The 13,701-nt window shown below is 57.9% G+C and carries 14 protein-coding genes; 6 read left to right on the top strand and 8 right to left on the bottom strand.

The genetic code is table 11. From position 1 onward, the window contains the following. The first annotated feature begins 66 nt into the window (after window positions 1-66). Complete coding sequence (locus VQ830_RS13870) at window positions 67-762, top strand: SGNH/GDSL hydrolase family protein (RefSeq protein WP_337268717.1); 696 nt, start codon at window positions 67-69, stop codon at window positions 760-762. Between the two features lie 290 nt (window positions 763-1,052). Here VQ830_RS13870 and VQ830_RS13865 read toward each other — a convergent pair whose 3' ends face one another. The 3 genes from VQ830_RS13865 to VQ830_RS13855 all read right to left on the bottom strand — a co-directional run bounded on the left by VQ830_RS13865 (window position 1,053) and on the right by VQ830_RS13855 (window position 4,548). Next, a complete protein-coding gene (locus VQ830_RS13865; RefSeq protein WP_337268716.1) occupies window positions 1,053-1,790 on the bottom strand; it encodes a hypothetical protein in 738 nt (245 codons plus the stop codon). A gap of 441 nt (window positions 1,791-2,231) precedes the next feature. Beyond that, window positions 2,232-4,196: a methyl-accepting chemotaxis protein gene (locus tag VQ830_RS13860; protein ID WP_337268715.1), complete on the bottom strand. Its 1,965-nt coding sequence runs from the start codon at window positions 4,194-4,196 to the stop codon at window positions 2,232-2,234. 121 nt (window positions 4,197-4,317) lie between these two features. After that, window positions 4,318-4,548: a hypothetical protein gene (locus VQ830_RS13855; RefSeq protein WP_337268714.1), complete on the bottom strand. Its 231-nt coding sequence runs from the start codon at window positions 4,546-4,548 to the stop codon at window positions 4,318-4,320. A 200-nt stretch (window positions 4,549-4,748) separates the two neighbouring features. Here VQ830_RS13855 and VQ830_RS13850 point away from each other — a divergent pair, with 200 nt between their 5' ends. Next, window positions 4,749-5,756, top strand: a complete 1,008-nt coding sequence (locus VQ830_RS13850) for a PAS domain-containing protein (protein WP_337268713.1) — start codon at window positions 4,749-4,751, stop codon at window positions 5,754-5,756. 99 nt (window positions 5,757-5,855) lie between these two features. Continuing rightward, the gene (locus tag VQ830_RS13845) at window positions 5,856-6,731 is read left to right on the top strand and encodes a hypothetical protein (RefSeq protein ID WP_337268712.1); all 876 of its coding nucleotides are present in this window, start codon (window positions 5,856-5,858) and stop codon (window positions 6,729-6,731) included. Window positions 6,732-6,872: 141 nt separating this feature from the next. On the opposite strand, the gene VQ830_RS13840 is transcribed toward VQ830_RS13845, so the two are convergent. Beyond that, entirely contained in the window at window positions 6,873-7,769 is an 897-nt protein-coding gene (locus VQ830_RS13840) for a LysR family transcriptional regulator ArgP (protein ID WP_337268711.1), read from the bottom strand. A 145-nt stretch (window positions 7,770-7,914) separates the two neighbouring features. Between VQ830_RS13840 and VQ830_RS13835 the strand changes: the two genes are divergently transcribed. Together VQ830_RS13835 and VQ830_RS13830 are read left to right on the top strand one after the other, a co-directional pair. Beyond that, complete coding sequence (locus VQ830_RS13835; RefSeq protein ID WP_337268867.1) at window positions 7,915-8,541, top strand: LysE/ArgO family amino acid transporter; 627 nt, start codon at window positions 7,915-7,917, stop codon at window positions 8,539-8,541. A 172-nt stretch (window positions 8,542-8,713) separates the two neighbouring features. Continuing rightward, window positions 8,714-9,376 carry a hypothetical protein gene (locus VQ830_RS13830; protein WP_337268710.1) on the top strand — a complete coding sequence of 221 codons (663 nt, stop codon included), beginning with the start codon at window positions 8,714-8,716 and terminating at the stop codon, window positions 9,374-9,376. Between the two features lie 220 nt (window positions 9,377-9,596). Here the strand turns inward: VQ830_RS13830 and VQ830_RS13825 are convergent, their stop codons facing one another. Together VQ830_RS13825 and VQ830_RS13820 are read right to left on the bottom strand one after the other, a co-directional pair. Next, window positions 9,597-9,932, bottom strand: a complete 336-nt coding sequence (locus VQ830_RS13825; protein WP_337268709.1) for a hypothetical protein — start codon at window positions 9,930-9,932, stop codon at window positions 9,597-9,599. Between the two features lie 77 nt (window positions 9,933-10,009). Next, the gene (locus tag VQ830_RS13820) at window positions 10,010-10,495 is read right to left on the bottom strand and encodes a cupin domain-containing protein (protein ID WP_337268708.1); all 486 of its coding nucleotides are present in this window, start codon (window positions 10,493-10,495) and stop codon (window positions 10,010-10,012) included. A 250-nt stretch (window positions 10,496-10,745) separates the two neighbouring features. Between VQ830_RS13820 and VQ830_RS13815 the strand changes: the two genes are divergently transcribed. Beyond that, on the top strand, window positions 10,746-11,846 hold the full coding sequence (locus VQ830_RS13815) for a branched-chain amino acid aminotransferase (protein WP_337268707.1): 1,101 nt from the start codon (window positions 10,746-10,748) through the stop codon (window positions 11,844-11,846). Window positions 11,847-11,929: 83 nt separating this feature from the next. Here VQ830_RS13815 and VQ830_RS13810 read toward each other — a convergent pair whose 3' ends face one another. Both VQ830_RS13810 and VQ830_RS13805 read right to left on the bottom strand, forming a co-directional pair. Next, the gene (locus VQ830_RS13810) at window positions 11,930-12,724 is read right to left on the bottom strand and encodes a hypothetical protein (protein ID WP_337268706.1); all 795 of its coding nucleotides are present in this window, start codon (window positions 12,722-12,724) and stop codon (window positions 11,930-11,932) included. Further along, the gene (locus VQ830_RS13805) at window positions 12,721-13,623 is read right to left on the bottom strand and encodes an ABC transporter ATP-binding protein (RefSeq protein ID WP_337268705.1); all 903 of its coding nucleotides are present in this window, start codon (window positions 13,621-13,623) and stop codon (window positions 12,721-12,723) included. The genes VQ830_RS13810 and VQ830_RS13805 overlap by 4 nt, the downstream gene beginning before the upstream one ends. Window positions 13,624-13,701: the final 78 nt, after the last annotated feature.

Genomic DNA, 13,701 nt, shown 5'->3' with positions numbered 1-13,701 from the left:
CGGAAGTTGTAAGGCTATCTGAATAACGTTGAAACATATAAGTACTTTTCAAGTACTAGGGCAGACATGCAACCGAAAAACAGAATAAAGCTTAGAATTCGACATGTCCGTTCGACCGCCGATTATCTAATTGGCAAGATCAAAAAACCATCATCAAAGAATTGGATCGCGATTGGCGATAGCCTGACTTCCTATGATTTGACCCATAATGTGGCTGAGGGTCTTCACGTTGTGTCGAAAAACCTGGGTTTTCCCGGCGCCAAGATGTCCGGTCCGACCGATCACCTCGAAACACTCTGGCTACAGGTTGCTGATGGCGTTCCCCTCAACTCGGACCTCGTCACCATTATGGCCGGAACGAACGATTGGAACCAAGGTCAGCCTATCGGCTCCTTGGGCGACATCAACACAAATACCTATTTAGGCGCTTACCAGACTCTCGTTAAAAAGATTATCAGTCAAAAAAGACCCAGAAAGCTTGTTCTTATTTCACCACCTTATGCAGAGCCCAATCGCTCGGACCGCCACATTTTTCAAGACGGTAACTACATCAATCATGCTGGGCACTCGCTTGAAGATTATGCGCTGGCGGTCCGTCATCTTGCCGAGCATCTGGGCGTCGGATTCATTGATCTGTACAGACTATGTGGTTTCCAAGGAAATATGCACGAATTCTTTGCTACAGAAGATCGAATTCATCCGAGACAGCATGGTAGAGATGTTCTTGAGCGCCTTCTCGTCGACAACCTGCGACTTTTTTAAAGTGCGTTTATACATGTTTAGAGCGTCCCTAAAGTAGCGTTGCGTCCGGTTAATACGTCAACCTGCAAAGGACGACAATTCTTCGAAAGAGCAGGGAACTGTCGCGTAGGACAGGCTATATGTGAGTTCTGCTGCATCAAGCTAAGCTTCTGAAGACGCGGCGCTAGTTCAGGCTCGCTGTGATTCCGCGCTAATGCAAATTTTTGGCTGTAACTTCTCCAAACATCCTGCCGCTCAAACGAAAAGAGACGCTCGAAGGCGTCTCTTTTGCAGTTCGTCAGCATAGGTTGTTATGCAGCCGGATTGGTGCCCTGGCGGCGGCGCTTCAGGTAGAGGGCCATGCCGCCCATGGCGATGGCACCGATGCCTGCGCCAGCTTCGGGGCCGGGGACGGCTTGAACTGAAGCGAGCGTGATCGTGTTGCTGTCGTTGAGGTTGATGCCTCCATTCGACCGCGCGCTGCACAGAACGGTTTTGCAGCCCTGCACATTGGCGGAGGCGGTGAAGTTCATGGTGGCCGTGTAGGTCACGATGCCATTGCTGACCGTCTTTTCCAAATCGGAAAGATAGGCGGAGAATGTTTGCTGGGCGGTCTGAGCGGTGTTCTTGCCTTGGATCTTGTCGCTGCTGACATTGCCGAGCGAGAAGTTTGCATCGACCTTCGAATAGGAGTTTTCATTCGCTAATTGGTGCCAGCCGAAATTGTCGTTGCTGCCCGCATTCTTGTTGGACTGCACGTATCCGACAGAGGTCAATTGGCCGTTGCCATCGCGGGAATATCCCCATTCATTGACACTGCTGAAATTGGCGAAGAAAGAGCTGACGATGGTGTTGGACGTAAATGCCATTGCACCGACGCTCTGGAAAAAACTCGTCGCCGTCGTCAGCTGGTCTTGAACCCAGTCATCGGAAGCCAATGTGAAATCTTTGACGGTGCCACAGCTCAGATTTGCGCCGCTGCTGGTGCAGGCGGCATTTGCTGTTCCATGGAATGCGCCGAACATCAGGGGCGCGGCAATGGTTGCCAAAATAAATTTGCTTTTCATAACGTACCCCAAATGGCTTCAATTCATCCTGGGGATCGTGTTTACCGAATCTTAATACTTCGTCAAACTCTTTGATTTCATAGAGTTAAAGCTCAATTTTTATTAAACTCCGTCGCATCCTCCGCAAAGGCATAAGGTTACCTACATCCGTAAAGATGGGTCGATTGTAAAAGTGCCGCGCTCTGTCGTTCATGTTTCGAAAGAAAAACGGGAGGCTGCCCCAACCTCCCGTTTCCCCCCCCGATGCTGAGCCCCCGCATCAGCTTCTGTTGGTAAGTCCTACCTTTTCGCATCGTCTTGAGCTGCGTTGGTGAAGGCAGGTTCACATCCGCGGCTATCACTCAATGTTTTTTCCTGCGTTCCCGGGTTTCCTGCGTTCCCAGCCGGTGTTCCATCACGCGGCTGTTTGCCGCGAGGCGCTTTTTAAAATTCGTCCCACCCTTCCGAGCTGCCACGCATGCCGACGGCGTTGGCGACCTTAGCCAGCATGCGCCGGGCAGGCGAAGGGGCCGGGGCGTGTTTGCCGGAGGCGGCTTGCGGTGCAGCGTTTTGCGAAGAGCCCGTCGGCGCCCGCGCGTGGGCGCTTGCGCTCCCACCGGCTTCCAATTTGAACTGGTGGATGATTTCGCGCAGGCGGATCACTTCATTGGAGAGGGATGCGCTTGCCGCTGTCGATTGCTCGACCATCGCGGCGTTCTGCTGTGTGACCTGGTCCATCTGGTTGACGGCCGTGTTAACCTCGGCAAGGCCGACCGACTGTTCCTTCGCGGAGGTGGCGATAGCGTCAAGCTGCGTGTTGATCGTCACGACCTGCTGTTCGATGACCTTCAGCACTTCGCCGGTGTCCTGCACCAGTTTCACGCCGGTCGAGACTTCCTGCACGGAATTGCGGATGAGGTCCTTGATTTCCTTGGCCGCTTGCGCGGAGCGCTGCGCCAGCTCGCGCACTTCCTGGGCCACCACTGCAAAGCCCTTGCCGGCTTCCCCAGCACGGGCTGCCTCGACACCGGCATTCAGCGCCAGAAGGTTTGTCTGGAAGGCGATCTCGTCGATCACGCCGATGATGTTGGAGATCTGGCTGGAGGAGGTTTCGATCCTGTGCATGGCATCGACCGCGCTCGAGACGACTTCGGCGGACCGGCGCGCCGACTGGTTGGCCTCGACGGCGACCTGACGGGCTTCTTCCGTGCGCTTGGAGGCATTGGCGACATTGGCCGTGATTTCGTCCAGCGCAGCTGCCGTTTCTTCCAGAGAGGCGGCCTGCTGCTCGGTGCGCTTCGACAAATCCTGCGCGCCCTGGCTGATTTCCCGCGCACCGTTATCGATGGAGCTTCCCGCAACCGAGACGGAGCGCATCGTGTCGGCGAGCTGAACGACGGTGGCGTTGAAATCCGTGCGCAGCGTTTCGAAGTCCTGCGCGAAGGGCTGCTCCAATCGCACCGTCAGATCGCCTGCCGCAAGGCTCTTCAGCCCCCCGGCAAGACCTTCCGTGGCCTGGGCCATAGACTCGGCGCGCTGGCGATCCTGTTCGGCGCTGCGGGCCCGCGCTGCCTCGTTGGCAGAGCGTTCTGTTTCGCTTTGGCGCGCCGCTTCCAGGGCCGCCAGGCCGTTGTCCTTGAAGATCTGCACGGCGGCTGCCATGGCGCCCACTTCGTCGCGGCGCTCAGCATTGTGGACTGTCGCCGTCAGGTCGCCGGCGGCGAGCACTTTCATGGTGGCGGCAAGATCCCTGATCGGGCGAACGACCCAGGATCGCATGGCGAAGAACCCGGCGGCCATGACGATAACGAGGCCGGCAATGAGTGCTGCAATCGTGATCTGCATCGTCTGAGCTGCCAAAGCGCTCAGTTCGTCCGAGGCCTTATCGCTTGCATTGCTGATATCGGTAACCGCTTGCGTCATCTTAGGGATGATCTGCACGAAGGATGGCTGGCACTCCTTCAGGAATTGCTGCTGCGAGACAGAAATCTCGGTATCGGTTTTCGAAGCTTGCGCCGCCTTGACCGTGGCCGCGCAGGTCTCGTTCAAGATTTGCAGACCTTCCGCCTGCAGCGCAGGAATGATCGCATCGTCCGGCAGCGCCGCCTTGGCCTTTTCGGTGAAGTCCGCAAAAGACTTCCTGTTGCCCTCAAGCTCCTTCATGGCTCTGTCGTTGTCCTCGTCCGTGCGCGCCATCAAAAGCTCGCCGATCGAGGCGCGGCCCGCCTGCAAGGAACGATTGGCGCGGGCCAGATAGGTTGCCGCGACTGACTCGCCATCGAGCAGTTTTGAGTATTTCGTGTCGATATAGCCGATGTTGAAAACGGCATAGCTGGCAGCGCCCAGCGAAAACAGGCCGAAGACGGCCATGATGATCAGGAATTTTCCGATAATAGAGATATTTTTCACGGGTGCTGCTCCACGCTCAGCAGATGGAAGACGAAACAGGGAAAATGGATTACGCGATCGTCGATCGACTGAGGCAGGAGGGCACGCCTCCTCCACCACTGTCGGCGGCTTCGTCAGCGCTCTAGTTGCGAAGATCGGCCGCTACGCTGTCGATCTCCGCTTGATAAAGGCCGCGCATTTCCTCGATCTGATCGTTCAGATTGTCCATCAGCCCCATCAGCCGCTGATAGTAGCCGGCGAGGATCGCCATGGCCGCTTCTTCCGAGGCCGGGTGGGCGGATAATTTATCGCCGCTCAACCTGATCACGCGTGAAGTCTCGCCCCGTTTTTTCCCCAATTTGGATGCGCACATTCGAGCCCCCTACCTGTGCGATTACAGTGCTCAAGTTTTACCGTCACAAATTTAAGCTTGTGCTTAATAAAGCTTCGCGGCATAAAATCTGTCGTGGGCATTTGGTGCTCAATGCGTTTGGCATGAGCACCAAATGTTCTTTCGATTGTTTAGCGATGAGCAATCTGTGTTCTCATCAATGCATTATCCATGGGGGATGGGTGCCGCATCGACAGGCGAAATCGGCAGAAGCAAAGCTGCAATTGCTCGAGACCATGCTGGGGGCGGGCACCTGGACTTACACGGTCGCAACCCGCGAGCTTTACTGGTCTCGCGGCCTTTACCGGCTGTTGGGCCTCGATCCCCAAGTCGTGTTTGCCGACCGCACCCTTTACGAATCACTCATTCATCCGGACGATCGGCTGACGCATGAGGAACTCGTCGAGCGTGCCGAAGCTGGCGAGCTCTCCCGCCGCCGCTTTCGCATGATCCGCCCGGATGGGCATTTGATATGGCTGGAGAGTCGGACAGATCGCCAATATGATCGTCAGGGCAATCTCGTTTTACTGCAGGGCGTCGTGCAGGAGGTGAGCGAGCAGGAACAACAGCGTCAGGACCATGCCCGTTTATCGACAATTGTGTCTTCGATGCGCCGCATGACCGGTGGGGAGTTCTGGCGAACGGATCCGCAGGGGCGCTTCATCGATACGGCCGGCTGGACGCGCTTTACCGGCAAAGACGCCGAGCAGCTCCGGGATCACGACGGGCTGCCCGCCGTGCATCCAGACGATCGAGAGATCCTGCGCCAAGCGCGCGAGGACGGCATGAAATTCAGACGCAAGGTCGATATGTCCATCCGCGTTCGCCGCGCGGACGGAGCGTTCCAGCGCGTCCATCACAGGATCTTGCCGGTTTTTGGTCCCGATGGCGAGTTGATCGAATGGCATGGCATGTCATGGATGCCTGAGGACGTGGGCATGCCGAATGACGAGGCGATTGTTCTGAAAGGCTCGCATGTACGCGCGGCACGCACATTGCTTGGTGTCACGGCGCGCGAGCTGGCGGCGCTGTCAGGCGTTTCCTTCTCCACCATCCGCCGCATCGAGGACGATATTGGGACCATCAAGCCTGAGAGCGTGGAAAAGGTAAAGGCAGCGCTGAAGGCGAAAGGCATTCGCTTCGGCGATATGAGGAATGGCGCCACCGGCGTCAGCCTGCGCAGCGACTAAAGTCGGACAGAGGTTCTCATATCGGCGTGCACGCCAAACTTGCCATGACATCGGTCTCCGCTAATTCCTGTCGATAGGATGTTTGAGGAGCTGTGGCTGATGAGGCTGAACCGACGCAACTTCCTGGCACTTTCGGCACTTGCCGGCGCCTACCCACTTTTTTCTGAGGCGGCGGAGACCGACCACGGGGTTTTCTGGCGTGCCCAATCGGCCCGCTATCAGCTGACAATCTTCGGTTACGCTCGCGTTCGGGCGGCTGATGTGCCCGATATGGTGCGCGATGGCAAAGGGCTGATCGACAGAACGCAAAGCCTGCTCGTCGACATGAGTCCCGATATCAAACTCGCCAATGCCGATTTCGACAGGCGTGCGCTTTCGCCAATCCTGCCGGCGCTGCCCGAACCGGCGCGAACGCAGCTGCGCAGCCTTCTGCCTCCATCGGCAGGCCAAAGCCTGATCGACAAGCTGTCGGGCTTTGAGGTCAGTCTTTTCCTGGAGGGTGAGGGGGCGCAACCAGTCACAGCTGCGACACCAACCGTCGGGCTTGAGCTTGTCAATTACGGCGTTTCGTTGCGTCGCCCGGTGACAACGCTGCTCTCGGAGAAGGATGTTCTTGGTTTCGCACATGTCCTGAGCTTGGACACGGTCAAGTCTGTCGGCCCGCAGGCCATTCTTTATCTTCTCGATCTGAGAAGGCGGGTCGGCCCGATCGGCGCCTATCTTCAAAATCTCTATCGCAGCCGGCAGACCGGCGAACTCGACAAGGTCAGCCGAGAGATCAAGGCTCACACGCATTTTTCACTTTCCGATCTCGTCGATGCCGAGCGCCTGAAGGCCTTACTCGTCGAGCGGATAGGCATGTTGCCGGCTGGAACGAGCGCATTCTTAACCGTGCCGATTGGAATTATTACGGGTCCAGCCAGCATTCTGGATGCATTGCAGGCACAAGGCGCTGAGGTAAGTTTGATCGGCTGATAAACTTTTAGGGACGGCCAGCGTGATCTCGCGGCAGCAACGTGACGTCAATCGGTCGCCCGACCCCGTTCTAAAGTTAACGGCGGTCGCGTCCTGCAGGGCTTTTGACAGATCGCAAGCATGAAGTCCAATTGAAAGGCTCTATACTAGTTGGCGCTTGGCCACAGTGAGCACCGCCTTTGTCAGCGCGGTTAGACGGTCGGCGGCAAGCCGGTTGATCTGCCAGTAAAGGGCGATATCAAGCGGCGTGTCGGCAATGAGTTCGACGAGCCGCCCGGCCTTGATATGGCTGTCGACCAGTTGCGCAGGGTTCATGCCCCATCCCATGCCGGCAAGGCTGGCTGCCACGAAACCTTGCGTGGAGGGTATCCAATGCGCGGGCGGATTGATGTCCGCCTTCAGGTTGGTGCGGATCCAGTCCTCCTGCAACCTGTCTTTCTGATTGAAGGTGAGGCGCGGCGCCTTGGCAAGAGCCTCTGCCGTCACGCCATCCGGGAAATGCCGCGTCATAAAGCCTGGGCTTGCGGTGGCGCGGTAGCGCAGCGCGCCGAGGGCAAAACGCCGGCACCCGGCGATCGGCTTTTCGAGACTGGTGACGGCGGCCATCACCCGTCCGCCGCGCAGCCATTCGGCTGTATGATCCTGGTCATCCACCGACAGATTGACGAGGTAGGGCGTCGTCCTCGTAAAATCTGCCATGGCGTCCAGAAACCAGGTGCCGAGGCTGTCGGCATTGGTGGCGATCTGCAGCGTGATCCGCTGATCGGGCGCATCGTCATCGGCCAAGGCCGGAAGTTCGGCCATCAGCTCGCCCTCCAACATGCCGACATTTTCCAGATGCCGACACAGACGCTCGCCTTGTTCCGTCGCAGTGCAGGGCGAACCGCGCAGGATCAGCACCACGCCAAGGCGCTCCTCCAGTTGCCGCACGCGCTGCGAGACGGCCGAGGCGCTGACGTGAAGCCGTGCGGCCGCCTTTTCGAAGCTGCCTGTCTCGGCCACGGCATGAACAAAGCGAAGGGCGGCGTAGTCAAGCATGATGAAGCTCCGCTTCATTTGGATAAGTATATTTAACTAGCCTAAATCTGCTCATTCTTCTAGCAGCCTCTGCGACAGGCATCAGTTCAAAAGCTCTTCCTCTTCGCGTGTGCGAAGAGGGCACAAAGACGTGGCGCAAACGACAATGAATCCAATCTCCTCTTTCGATGGCTCAGTCTATTTTACGGGCATGACGATGGGCCTCAGCCTGATCGTGGCGATTGGCGCACAAAATGCCTTCGTGTTGCGACAAGGCCTGCGCAACGACCATGTCTTTGCCGTCTGTCTGGCCTGCGCGCTATCGGATGGTGTGCTGATCACCGTCGGCGTGACAAGCTTTGCAGCAATTGCCAAGCTCCTGCCTTGGCTCGATCCCGTGATGCGCTATGGCGGCGCAGCTTTCCTCATCTGGTATGGGGCAAAAAGTATGCTGGCGGCGCTGTCGGCCTCCGGTGCGCTTGAGATTGGCGGAGGCAAATCCGTCAGCTTCGGCAAGACTATGGCCACCTGCCTTGCGCTGACATGGCTCAACCCGCATGTCTATCTCGACACCGTCGTGCTGCTCGGAACGATCTCAACCCGCTTTCCCGGCGGCCAAGCCGCCTTTGCCGCAGGCGCGGCCACCGGCTCGTTCCTATTTTTCTTTGCGCTCGGCTACGGTGCCCGCCTCCTGCGCCCCATCTTCGCCCGCCCGTCTGCCTGGCGCGTCCTGGAGGCTGTCATCGCACTTGTGATGTGGGTGATTGCCGCAAAGCTGCTGTTTGGGATGTGATGGGTATAGGATCGTGCGCACCTTAAACGCGTGTATTTTTCAATAATAAACTCACAGAATGCATTACCTGAGAAATAATGCATCGTTTTAACTTTCAGTAATATTTATAGTTGACGGAGTATTAAATGTATGGCTTCGCTGCCTTGACTTAGAATTTACTCGGGGGATCACCATGTTGAAGAAATTATCCATCGCTCTCTTGCTCGGCGCCACATTTGCTTACGCGTCCTCTGCAAGTGCCGCGATGACGACTGACCGCGACGAATTTGAAGATGCTGTCTCAAACTTCACTGTCACTTCGAATTACGGCACTATTTTAACCGATACTAAGGCCGTGGATCTTGGTGATTTGAACGCGTCGTCCAACTCTGATCTATCAATTCGCAAAATAGGTAACGGTGGCTGGGCAACCGGAGCTTGGGTCCAAAAATATACCGGCCAAGTTTTGTTCTCGAACTTTGCAAACTCGATTACGTTAACCTTCGACAAGATGGTGACTGGCTTCAGCTTTCTGGCGACCGGCAACAGCTACGGCACAAATGCAATCACTTTTAAAGCCGGTGGTGAAACGCTCACGCAGAACGTGTTAACGACCGGCCAGCAAGGATCAGCTGGCTATTTTGCATGGTTTGGCAATGCTATCAGCTCGCTAACGATCAGCACTTCGGACAGCAATGGCTTTGCGTTTGGCAAAATCGCAGTTGCCACGAACGGTGCGTCTGTACCGACGGCAGTTCCCGGTCCGGAAGCCGGTGCAGGTCTTGGTGCGCTCGCGATGGGCGGCATGGCGCTTTACCTGAAGCGTCGTCGCAACCAAGACAAAGTGGCTGCGTGATCGACACGATCATTTCACGGATGAGAGAGGCGCTTCCGGGCGCCTCTTTTTGTTTGGCTTTCCCGTTGGACGACGTTGTTTGAAAATCAAACGTCATGTGAGCTGTTTGGCGGCTGTTCGCATTGGTCCTCGCCGCTCCCGCTAAGCCGATCGTCTTGGACTCAGCGGCAAAAAAGAAAGCCCCGCCGAAGCAGGGCTTGTCGCGTGCGAACAACAGGTCTTAGTTGTTGTGCGAAGCGCAGTTCTTGTCCTGGGCGCTGGCATCGCTCATGCCGCCCTGTGTCTGCAGGGAGCCGCTCTTGCCGGAGCTGTCGGCAGCCTGATTGCCGCCGCCGCACGGGCCTACGGTCGAGCCGGTCGTGGTGGAATCCATTGTCATTGGCTTGGTGCTTGTGCCGCTGGTGCCCGACGTGCCGGATGTCGTGCCGTTGTTCACGTTGCTTTCGGCCGAACCTCTGTCCATGCCCGTACCAGTTGCGGTCGTGGCGCTCTGGGCAAAAGCAGCCGAGGCCACGCCGGCGGCGAGCAGCGAAGCTGCGAGAAGTTTCATATGCATCTGATGTCTCCGAGATTGTTTACCTTTTCGAAACTTTAGCTCTCGCTCATTGTTCCCAAAGAAAAAGACCATAAACTTCAAGCGCCGGGTTCATCTTCCCAGTAATCTCGCGCGCTATCGCTGCGCCCGACAAAGCGGAATCTCTCACCGTCGCTGCGCTTGGAGATCGCCTGGAACTTGCCGGAATCGGGATATTCGACGAGATCGGCTGCGGCATTGGCCGAGATGGCGAAGTAGATGAGAGGCGTCTGGCCTGTGTTGATCAGCTGATGGGCGGTGTCGGGTCCGCCAGCCGGCGCGCCGAGGACATTGCCGGGGCCGACATCGTAATGCTCGCTGCCGAAACGGTAGCGTCCGATACCAGAGAGAATGACGAAAGCCTCGTCGACATGGTGATGGTTGTGGAACGGGCAGCCGCTCTTGCCCGGTGGAACTTGGCAATAGCTGATCCCGAGCTTTTCGAGCCCCAGCATCTTCCCAAAGGACTGGTCCCGGCTTTCATAAAGCTCTCCTTGCGTCCAATGATCCAGCGAAAGGTCGTGCGGATGGATGACCGGCTTCATGTGATGCCTCTTTCTCCTCGGTTTTGCTTGCAAAGCTAGCTCGCCTGACGCTGGAGGGGAAGGATCAGGCCGATTTCGTCATGAAGGCGACCGTTTTTGCCGCTTTTCGTCTTGCGGGGAAAGCGCCGTTGTCGCATACCGCCATGCGGAGCAAACCGAAAATCGCCATCGGCTTTCGGGACGCACGATGCGCCTGGCATCCGCGCTTTGCGTGATCCGGCGCAGGCAGAAATTAACAAAGGTCGCCAGCATGACAGCGGAAACAAGCACGCTTGACTTCACCATCGTTCCCAATCCATCGCCTTTTCCCGAGGAAGACCGCCTGAAGGCGTTCGAGGCGCTGGGATTTGGAACCCTGTTTTCCGATCATATGGCCGTGGTGCAATGGAGCGCCGATCGCGGCTGGCATTCGGCAATGATCAAGGCGCGCGCTCCCTTCCTGATCGATCCGGCCAGCGCGGTTCTCCATTACGGGCAGGAAATCTTCGAAGGAATGAAGGCTTATCGCGATGCCAGTGGCCGCGCCGTTCTCTTCCGTCCGGATGAAAATGCAAAGCGCTTCAACGAATCCGCGCGTCGCATGGCGATGCCGGAAATTCCCGAAGAGCTCTTTCTCGCCGCCATCGAGCAATTGGTAAAGGTCGATGCGCGCTGGATTCCGCAGGGTGAGGGCAGCCTTTACCTGCGTCCCTTTATGTTCGCCAACGAGGCCTTTCTCGGCGTGCGCCCCTCGCGGGAATATATTTTCTGTGTCATCGCCTCGCCGGTCGGCCCCTATTTCAAAGGCGGCGAAAAGGCCGTCAGCATCTATGTGTCGGAGCATTATACGCGTGCTGCCATTGGCGGCACCGGCGCTGCCAAGTGCGGCGGCAATTATGCCGGCAGCCTTGCCGCGCAGGCCGAAGCGGCCGAGCATCAATGCGATCAGGTCGTCTTTCTCGATGCGGCCGAGCGCAAATGGATCGAAGAACTTGGTGGCATGAATGTCTTCTTCGTGTTCGAAGACGGCTCGATCACCACTTCGCCGCTTGGAACCATCCTGCCCGGCATCACGCGCAAATCGCTTATCGCGCTGGCACGTCAGGATGGCATCAAGGTCAGCGAAACGCCCTATTCTTTCGAGGAGTGGAAGCGTGACGCGCAAAGCGGCCAGCTCAAGGAAGCCTTCGCCTGCGGCACTGCCGCTGTCGTTGCCGGTATCGGCTCCTTCAAGTTCAAGGACGGCGCATTGCAGATCGGCGACGGGCAGACCGGCCCGGTGACCCGCAAGCTGCGCGAACAGCTCGTCGGCATCCAGCGTGGCCGCCAGCCTGATCCGCACGGCTGGGTACAGGTGCTCGAAGGCATTTAAATGCTATTCTGATGCAATTACACATGGCCGGTTGCGGTGACGCGCCGGCCTTTTTTTATTTAAGCCGAAAATGCCTTCTAGCCTTACTCGCTCGCAAGCTCCTGGCGATGGAAGATGAGGCAGGCAAGTGAGGCGGCCGCGATGAGCCATAAGATCAGGATGCCAAGACCTTCGATGGCTGGGAGGCTCGGTGCTGCGGAAAAGAGCCAGTTGCGGATGGCGTCCGCGGCGATCGAGGTCAGGGGCAGCATGCCGTCATCTTGTCCGAGATAGATCTGCAGCAGCGTGGCTGCGATCGGCAGGAGAAAAGCCGGGATGACGGCTGCGATCAGCGACCGCGTTGCGATGGTGATGGCAGAGACCAGCGCGGCAAGAACCCCCAGTTCCAGAAATGCCGTTGCGAACGCCGCGGCGATCAAGACAACACCAGAGGCTGGCCCATCGGCAGGCGGTAGAATGGGCGGACCGAGGAAGGAGAGCGCCAGCCTGAGCGCGAGATCGCCGAAAAGCGTTAGGAGAAGGCTTGCTGCAAGGCAGATCAGGCAGGCGAAGAATTTTGCGGCGAGGAGATGGGTTCGGCTTGTTCGTGGAACGAGAAGCCGCCAGGTCGAAAAGCGATATTCGTTGAAGAAAACCGAAGCGACGCCCATCGCATAGAGAAGCTGCGCCAGCGAATTGCCGGAAATGCCGAGGCTTTTGGCGCCTGATAAGAGCACGTCGGCGCCGCCATGCACGGTAAAGCCGCTGCGCAAAAGCACGAAACCCTCCGTTGCCGCCTTGAACAGCAGGGAAAAAAGCGGTGCTGCGAGAAAGCCCCAGAAGAGGATGGCGGGCTGACGGGATAGTTTCAAAAGCTCGCCGCGAAGAAGGGCCATCATGCATCGGCCCCCCGCGTTTGCGACAGAAAGAAGGCTTCTAGGTCCGGCCTGATCCATTTTGCTTCGTGAATGCGCACGCCCGATGCGGCAAGCGATGCAATGAGCTCCGGCACTTCGTCGGCTTCGGTGCGGATGTATAGGCCATCGTCAGCCGGCTCGGCTGTCGACCCGAGCCGCGCGGCAAGCGCCTGCGGCTCATCGACCTTCAGGAAGAAACGCCCTTCGCGGTCGAGAAGATCGATGACCTTGCCTTCCGCGACGAGCCGGCCAGCCTGCAGGATCGCCACGCGGTCGCAAATCCGCTCCACTTCATCGAGGAGATGCGAAGACAGGAGAACGGTAATGCCATCGCGATGGGCAAGCTCGCGGATCAGCGAACGCATCTCCAGAATGCCGTCGGGGTCGAGCCCGTTGGTGGGCTCGTCCAGGATCAGCGCCTGCGGCCGGCCGATCAGGGCCGCGCCGATGCCCAGTCTTTGTTTCATGCCGAGCGAAAAGCCTGACACTTTCTTATCGGCCGCCTTGGTCAGGCCGATCCGCGCCAGAACCGGTTCGATATCGCTTCGGGTCTCGGTAAGCCGCGCCAGCATGGCAAGATGCTCACGCGCTGTCAGGAAGGGATAAAAACTCGGCGATTCGATCAGCATGCCGAGCTTTGCCCGCATCCGTGCATCGGCGGGTTGGCCAAAGATCTGCACGCTGCCGCGATCGGCGCGCAAGAGCCCGGCGATAACGCGCAAGAGCGTGCTTTTGCCCGCGCCGTTGCGCCCAAGGAGCCCATAGACCCCTGAGGTGGGGATCGATAGCGTGAGGCTATCCAGCGCCCTGACGCCGCGCGCTCCGCCAAAGCTTTTTTCGATGGCGGTGATGCCGATCGCTTCGGTGACTGTGATGCTCAACCGGTGCCCCTGTCCGTTTTTCGCAGCCGGCAGCATAGGGCCTTTTCCCGCGATGGCAACGTGACCGATGAAGATAAG

The organism is Oryzifoliimicrobium ureilyticum, assembly GCF_037199735.1.
Taxonomy (GTDB): Bacteria; Pseudomonadota; Alphaproteobacteria; order Rhizobiales; family Rhizobiaceae; genus Rhizobium; species Rhizobium ureilyticus.
This window is presented reverse-complemented; position numbering and strand designations above follow the sequence as displayed.

Excerpts from the sequence above, each read along its gene's own strand:
- VQ830_RS13845 (WP_337268712.1), top strand. The coding sequence starts at position 5,856 with ATGAGGCTGAACCGACGCAACTTCCTGGCACTTTCGGCACTTGCCGGC.
- VQ830_RS13825 (WP_337268709.1), bottom strand. The coding sequence starts at position 9,932 with ATGCATATGAAACTTCTCGCAGCTTCGCTGCTCGCCGCCGGCGTGGCC.
- VQ830_RS13840 (WP_337268711.1), bottom strand. The coding sequence starts at position 7,769 with ATGCTTGACTACGCCGCCCTTCGCTTTGTTCATGCCGTGGCCGAGACA.
- VQ830_RS13815 (WP_337268707.1), top strand. The coding sequence starts at position 10,746 with ATGACAGCGGAAACAAGCACGCTTGACTTCACCATCGTTCCCAATCCA.
- VQ830_RS13870 (WP_337268717.1), top strand. The coding sequence starts at position 67 with ATGCAACCGAAAAACAGAATAAAGCTTAGAATTCGACATGTCCGTTCG.
- VQ830_RS13830 (WP_337268710.1), top strand. The coding sequence starts at position 8,714 with ATGTTGAAGAAATTATCCATCGCTCTCTTGCTCGGCGCCACATTTGCT.
- VQ830_RS13835 (WP_337268867.1), top strand. The coding sequence starts at position 7,915 with ATGAATCCAATCTCCTCTTTCGATGGCTCAGTCTATTTTACGGGCATG.
- VQ830_RS13820 (WP_337268708.1), bottom strand. The coding sequence starts at position 10,495 with ATGAAGCCGGTCATCCATCCGCACGACCTTTCGCTGGATCATTGGACG.
- VQ830_RS13855 (WP_337268714.1), bottom strand. The coding sequence starts at position 4,548 with ATGTGCGCATCCAAATTGGGGAAAAAACGGGGCGAGACTTCACGCGTG.
- VQ830_RS13810 (WP_337268706.1), bottom strand. The coding sequence starts at position 12,724 with ATGATGGCCCTTCTTCGCGGCGAGCTTTTGAAACTATCCCGTCAGCCC.